Source organism: Roseofilum sp. (genome assembly GCF_982964205.1).
The window spans coordinates 1-6098 of record NZ_CEZBFX010000180.1; the positions used below are offsets into that span (position 1 = coordinate 1).

Consider the following 6098-nt stretch of genomic DNA (forward strand, 5'->3'; position numbering starts at 1 on the left):
TGGTGGAGCTGCAAGCGCTGGTGAGTCCGACGAGCTACGGTTCCCCCCGTCGCGCAACTACTGGGGTGGACAATAACCGGTTATTGCAGATTTTAGCGGTATTGGAGAAGCGAGTCGGTATTCCTTTATCCAAGCTCGATACTTATGTGGCTTCTGCGGGCGGATTAGGGGTAGAGGAACCGGCGGCGGATTTGGGAATTGCGGTGTCCGTGGTGGCTTCATTCCGCGATCGCCTGGTCGATCCGCGCACGGTGATTATTGGCGAGGTAGGCTTGGGGGGACAGGTGCGAGCGGTGTCCCAATTAGAATTGAGATTAAAGGAAGCGGCGAAGCTCGGCTTTAAGCGGGCGATCGTTCCCAAAGGTCAATCTTTACCCGACTTAGGCCTAACCATTATCCCGGTGGGGCGGGTTTTGGATGCGATCGTTTCTGCCATTCCCGTACAACCTCCCTCCGAAGGTTCCCCAGAGTCTGAGTTGGAATTGGACGAATTAGACCTTTAGATTTTATTGATACTTTTTTTTTGGTATTAATTCGCAAGACAGTTGAAAAATGGAAATGATATGATATTCTAAGATGAAATAAAAAAACATAAATCAGTCATTAATGAATCAAAAATCAATCTATTTAATTGAAAATATAAACTTAGCTAGTAGTAATGGAATTGCTGCCAAAACCCCTTTTAGTCAAGCCATGTGTGAAGGTATAGATCTTCAACACTACCACTGTCTGCTAGATGTGGGATGTGGAAGTGGTATTATCGGGATCTATAGTCTCTTAAATCGCCTTCCATTTGTCTATTTTAACGACATTCAGCCAGAAGCCATTGGCTTGACACAGTATAACCTCAAGAAAGAGGGGATTTCCTCAGATCAATATCAGATAATTCAGGGGGCTTTTGACTCAATCGATCTATCAAAATACCCCATTGACTTAATTACATTTAATCCCCCTCAGCTACCAACAGATTGGGTGAATATCAATATCTTTAAAGAAGAATGTGAGAAAAAATTTAGAGATGGAGGCAAAGATGGAAAAGCAGTAATAAATCGTTTTTTTCAATGGCTATCAGGACAAAATACTCAGAATATTAGCATTCAGTTAGGAGTTTCTTCAGTCTTAGCGATCGACTCTTTTTTGAAAAGTATAGAGCAACACTTTGGTTTTTCAGGAGCCAAAAAACATGAAAAAACAGTTCCTGTACGTCAAATATTGTATCCTATAGTTACAGCAATGTCACAAGATGAAAAAAATGCTAGAGATATAACATTTCAAGATGATGCTTTTTACAAAAAAATATACATTTTGGAATTCAACTCCAAACGCTGATTTTTTAAACTCGATTGTTGAACATAAATGAATACAGTAAAATCCATAAAATTCATTGACTCTATTGGCTATACTCCTTTAGTGGATTTGAGCAACTGCTGCGATCCTAATTCAGCAAAATTGTATGCAAAATGCGAATTTTTGAATCCAGGGTATAGTATGAAAGACTGTATTGCTCAATACATTCTCAACCAAGCTGAAGCCAATAAAAAGTTAACTAAGGGAGATACCATTGTTTGTGCCTCTAGTGGAAATACTGGGTGTAGTTTTGCTATGTTGGGAAGTTTGAAAGGATATAATGTGATTGTTGTTACTTCTCAAAAATGTAGCCTGGAGAAGCAAAATCATATTCGTTCTTTCAATGCCCAATTGATGGTAGTCAGTGAAGGACATGATTATATGGAATATGCCCATCAGTTAGCCTGCAAACATAACTATTTTAAAGTCGATCAATATAATAATCCTAACAACCCAGAAATTTATTATAAAACATTAGGCCCTGAAATTTGGGAGCAAACTAATGGTAGAATTACTCATTTTGTAATGACTGGATCGACCTTTGGTTGTATCACGGGTACAGCCAAGTTTCTAAAAGAACAAAATCATGAAATTAAAGTGATTCTAGCCGATCCTTTACATTCCAATATTTATGAGTATTATTATCATGGATATTGTCAAGATAAATCTGATTATATTGTAAATAAAAATCAGCCCTATATTATAGAGGGAGCAGGTAAATATAAGCCAACAAAATGCTTGGATTTTTCTCTGATTGATGAAGTTATTCAAGTCTCCGATGAACAAGCAATTTCCATGTGTTATAAATTACTGCAAACTGAAGGAATTCTTGTTGGTGGGAGTAGCGGATTAAACATTTTTGCGAGTAAATGCATAGCTGAACAACTCGATGAGGAATCTGTAGTCGTTACAATTTTGTGTGATAGTGGTATTAAATATTTATCAAAAATATACAATCCTGAATTCTTAAGAGAAAGTCAAATTATTTTGGGGTAGACTGATTATGTATAAAATCAAAAAAATATTTGGTTCTGAACAAGGTGATGAGTTTTTTGAACTTGAACTACCTGATGGAGATCGGAAAACAGTAAATATTTGGGATTACTCAACTTTATATTCCTATCCTCATTTATATGAAGATCTAATTTTAGAACAACTTGAATGTAAGGTCTATTTAGTCCTAGAAGAATTTTTGTGTTCTATAAAAGATATCAAACAATGGCGGATCTTAGATATTGCTTGTGGTAGTGGGTTGATGGGTAAATTTTTAAAGACTCACAGTGCTATCTCTGTTGAGCTATTAGTTGGGATTGATATTTTACCTATAGCTATTACAGCACTCCATCGAGATAATCCACACATTTATGACCAAACCTATATAGTTGGACAATATGAACAGGATGATTTAACAAAAGGGCAGTTTAATTGTTTGATTGTTAGTGGAGGTGCGAATCACTTAGAATTTTTTGATTATGAGAGCTATCTTGATGTATTACAGAAGTCTGGTTATCTTATTTTTAATTTGACTAATAATCAGAAGGACAGGCGTAGAATAGAAATTTTGCAGTGGCTTAATTCTCATTTAACTTGTCGTGGAAATATCATTTATGAGCATCGAAAATTAATGAATGGTTCCATTGTAAAACATGAAGCATTTATTTATCAAAAATAAGCAACCCTGTGCTAAACAAGGGACTTCAGCCCCTGGTCTCCTAAGGGTTGATTAATGGACAGCTTAAAGAGATGCTTGTACTTTTGTTCGATGTAGCCAATTAGCACAGGATTGATGATGGGGTCTGAAGGTTCATAATGCTTGATCTTTTTAACGCTTCAACATCATTCACTATTTTAGCCGATAATATTAGAGGATAGGGAATAGGCAAAAAAGTTTTAACTGCTGGTGTAGTTGCTATACCCATTCCTCATTACCCCAATTACAAATCCGACATTTTCACTGAAGATTGTTGTTGTTTTCGGGAAATGGTGGTATGGAGTTTATCTAATAATTCCTCCGTCAATTTTTGAAAGGCTTTGGAGCCGCGACTATGGGGATGGGCTATGACTACAGGTAAATAATTATCGACAGCTTTAGATACATTGATATCGGCAGGAATGCGAGTCTTAAACAGTTTCGCCTCACTATAATCTGTACGTACCCGGTTCATGACTTGGCGATAATAGCGGCCGATAAATCCCCCAGCCATGGTGAAGACAATGCCGAGCATTTGAATATCTAGGGGATGTCCATCTTGATGGACTTCTCGCAGTTTTGCTAACCGACGCTCTAAAAGCTGAATCCCGATTAATGATAGGGGTTCTGGACGAGCGGGGAGTAAGTAAAAATCGCTGGCAGTCAGGGCACTGCGAGTTAAGAGATTATAGCCAGGGGCACAATCTAAAATAATGTAATCATATTCGTCGATGATGGGTTTTAAGATGCTCTCAACCAAGACTCTTTCAAAGCGATTCCATACGGTTTCAAAACTTACTTGTTCCCGATAAACGGCTTTTTCATAAATCATTTCTGAAACTGAAAATTCATCATACATATCAATGTCCCCAGGGAGTAAATGGAGTTTGGGAACATTACAAGCGTAGGGAATGATAATATCTTGGATAGGAAAAGTAGAACTGGCGGCTGGATTAATCGCTTTTTTGACCAATTCTCTTAAGGTGCGTTGATCTCGCCTGAGTTTGGCAAAATCGGAGGGCGACATCATGCTGAGGGTAGCACTGATTTGAGCATCTAAATCGACAATCAACACCCGCTTGTCGTGGTATTTGGCAAGACACGCCGCTAGATTAACCGTGAGGGTGGTTTTGCCGACCCCTCCTTTCATATTGACAGTTGAAATAATATATCCCATAGGTAAGATCCAGTCAGTTCGGTGGAAAAATGTCCAGAAAATGTACAGTTATAAGCCTCTGTGATGCCGAAAGTCAAGCAGAGTTGCTCTCATCTAGCAGTTGTGCCTTTCAAATCATAATGCCTATCTACAGTTCAAGGGGCAAGAGGCAACAAACAAGATGCACAACCTGTTTTTCCTGCTCCCCACTGTCCACACCCTACTCAATTTGCATGGTATTATTAAGACTTAATATCGGTTTGTCAATGTTTGCACTCTGGAGATGGGGTGAGAAACAGATGGTTCTGGTATGGTTAGATGTGGCTGCTCTGAGATTGAGGCAAAGCGGGAATGGATTGGATGCGATCGCTGATTTGGATGGACTATCGGTTAGTGGCACTGGTGGGGATCGGTATTCCCTTGGTGCTGCTGATTTGGTCGCTGGTGAAACAGTCTGTCCCCCTAATCCGCCTGATGATTATCTATTGGCGGGTGGCTAGTTTGCTGATTATCTCCCTTTATTTGATGATTGGGGGAGCGCCCATTGGCTTTGTCAGTTCTATATCCGCCCGGATTTTGATTCCCATATCCCTCTGGTTTTGGATTGACTTGAATGAGGAAATTGAGGATATGCCCCCGTCTCGTGCCCTGAAACTGGCGTTTACGGCTTGGCGCTGGGCGGTAACGATATTGATGGGGATTGGGGCGATCGCCCAATTACCCTCACTACAATGCGCTTTTTTACCTACGCAAGAATTAATCCAAAATAACTTTTGCCGACTCTGGTTAGAAGCACCTTGGGGCTATAAACAATTATTCCACAATGCCACCAGCGAACGCTTCTTAGGCTTTGTGGGTATCCTGGGATTGCTGATCTATACGGTTTATCTGAGCTATTTTATCCTCATTCGCCTCGGAAAGCAGGGTCGAACCGCTGTCGGCCAATAGTCGGTAATGCTACGCGCTAGTATGTAGTTGGATCAAACTAGAGTTAAATGGGTAATGACAGACAACAGAAGCATCCACGGCTTATCGTCAATAGTCTCTCTAGGACTGATAATACTCAGTGCCTGCGCAGAATCTAACATTCCTCTCCTTGAAATTGAAGTCAATGATAACTCCTTTGTGGCCAATGGTGTTATAGACCGAAGTGCCATTTCTACGTTTGAGATGGCAACCCATAACAATCCAAGCATCAAAACACTGGTTTTGCAGTGGGTGCCTGGTTCCATTGATGATACGGCTAATCTAGAGCTGGCGCGAATGGTGCGAGATCTGGGGTTTACCACCATAGTCCCAGAAGATGGATTGGTGGCTTCAGGCGGTACCGATCTATTTCTAGCCGGCGTGAACAGAGATATTCAGCAAGGAGCTTGTCTTGGCGTGCATTCCTGGGGAGATAGTGATAGCGTTGAAGGCCGAGACTTCCCTCGCGATGCGGATGTGCATCAACCCTATTTGGACTATTACAGCGATATGGGTATCCCCCAGGATTTTTATTGGTTTACTCTTGAAAAAGCTCCGGTGGATGGTATACACTGGATGCTACCCTCAGAAATCCAGCAATATATGCTGGAAACAAGTGATGCACAGGGTGAAACTTTAAGCGAGATGAATGAAGAAATCTGTGGAAAGCGAGATGAGCAAGCCTGGCTTAAGAGATCGAACTCCTCGGGTAATTGATTTCGAGTGACTCGAATCATTAATTAGCTGCAACCTTTCCCAAATGAAGTACGATCGCCTATGTTTTCTCGACGCTTAGAACAATACACCCTCAAACGGCCCCAAGAAGTGCTACTCATCCATGCAGAAATTGAGGGAGAAGCCGATCAAATCCTGGTATTTAAAGGGTTTTCCAGTTCTTTAATGCGATCGACTGCCTTTAATCCAGATATCCCTGTCTTA

The 6098-nt window shown here is 40.6% G+C and carries 8 protein-coding genes; 7 read left to right on the plus strand and 1 reads right to left on the minus strand.

Annotation, left to right across the window (positions count from 1 at the left end):
* The 4 genes from AC3A14_RS23650 to AC3A14_RS23665 form a co-directional block, all read left to right on the plus strand.
* On the plus strand, nt 1-503 hold a 503-nt coding region (locus AC3A14_RS23650; protein WP_318736013.1), incomplete at its 5' end, for a magnesium chelatase domain-containing protein.
* A 103-nt stretch (nt 504-606) separates the two neighbouring features.
* On the plus strand, nt 607-1329 hold the full coding sequence (locus tag AC3A14_RS23655) for a methyltransferase (RefSeq protein WP_318701546.1): 723 nt from the start codon (nt 607-609) through the stop codon (nt 1327-1329).
* 27 nt (nt 1330-1356) lie between these two features.
* A complete protein-coding gene (locus AC3A14_RS23660; protein ID WP_318736011.1) occupies nt 1357-2343 on the plus strand; it encodes a PLP-dependent cysteine synthase family protein in 987 nt (328 codons plus the stop codon).
* 7 nt (nt 2344-2350) lie between these two features.
* The gene (locus AC3A14_RS23665; protein WP_318701544.1) at nt 2351-3019 is read left to right on the plus strand and encodes a class I SAM-dependent methyltransferase; all 669 of its coding nucleotides are present in this window, start codon (nt 2351-2353) and stop codon (nt 3017-3019) included.
* 262 nt (nt 3020-3281) lie between these two features.
* On the opposite strand, the gene AC3A14_RS23670 is transcribed toward AC3A14_RS23665, so the two are convergent.
* Nucleotides 3282-4214, minus strand: a complete 933-nt coding sequence (locus AC3A14_RS23670) for a ParA family protein (protein WP_318701543.1) — start codon at nt 4212-4214, stop codon at nt 3282-3284.
* A 339-nt stretch (nt 4215-4553) separates the two neighbouring features.
* Between AC3A14_RS23670 and AC3A14_RS23675 the strand changes: the two genes are divergently transcribed.
* The 3 genes from AC3A14_RS23675 to AC3A14_RS23685 all read left to right on the plus strand — a co-directional run.
* Nucleotides 4554-5141, plus strand: coding sequence for a DUF3177 family protein (locus tag AC3A14_RS23675; RefSeq protein ID WP_487779197.1), 588 nt, complete (start codon nt 4554-4556; stop codon nt 5139-5141).
* Nucleotides 5142-5195: 54 nt separating this feature from the next.
* Complete coding sequence (locus AC3A14_RS23680; RefSeq protein WP_318736005.1) at nt 5196-5876, plus strand: COG3904 family protein; 681 nt, start codon at nt 5196-5198, stop codon at nt 5874-5876.
* A 60-nt stretch (nt 5877-5936) separates the two neighbouring features.
* The coding region (locus AC3A14_RS23685; RefSeq protein ID WP_487779198.1) for a DUF7734 family protein at nt 5937-6098 on the plus strand (162 nt) is incomplete at its 3' end.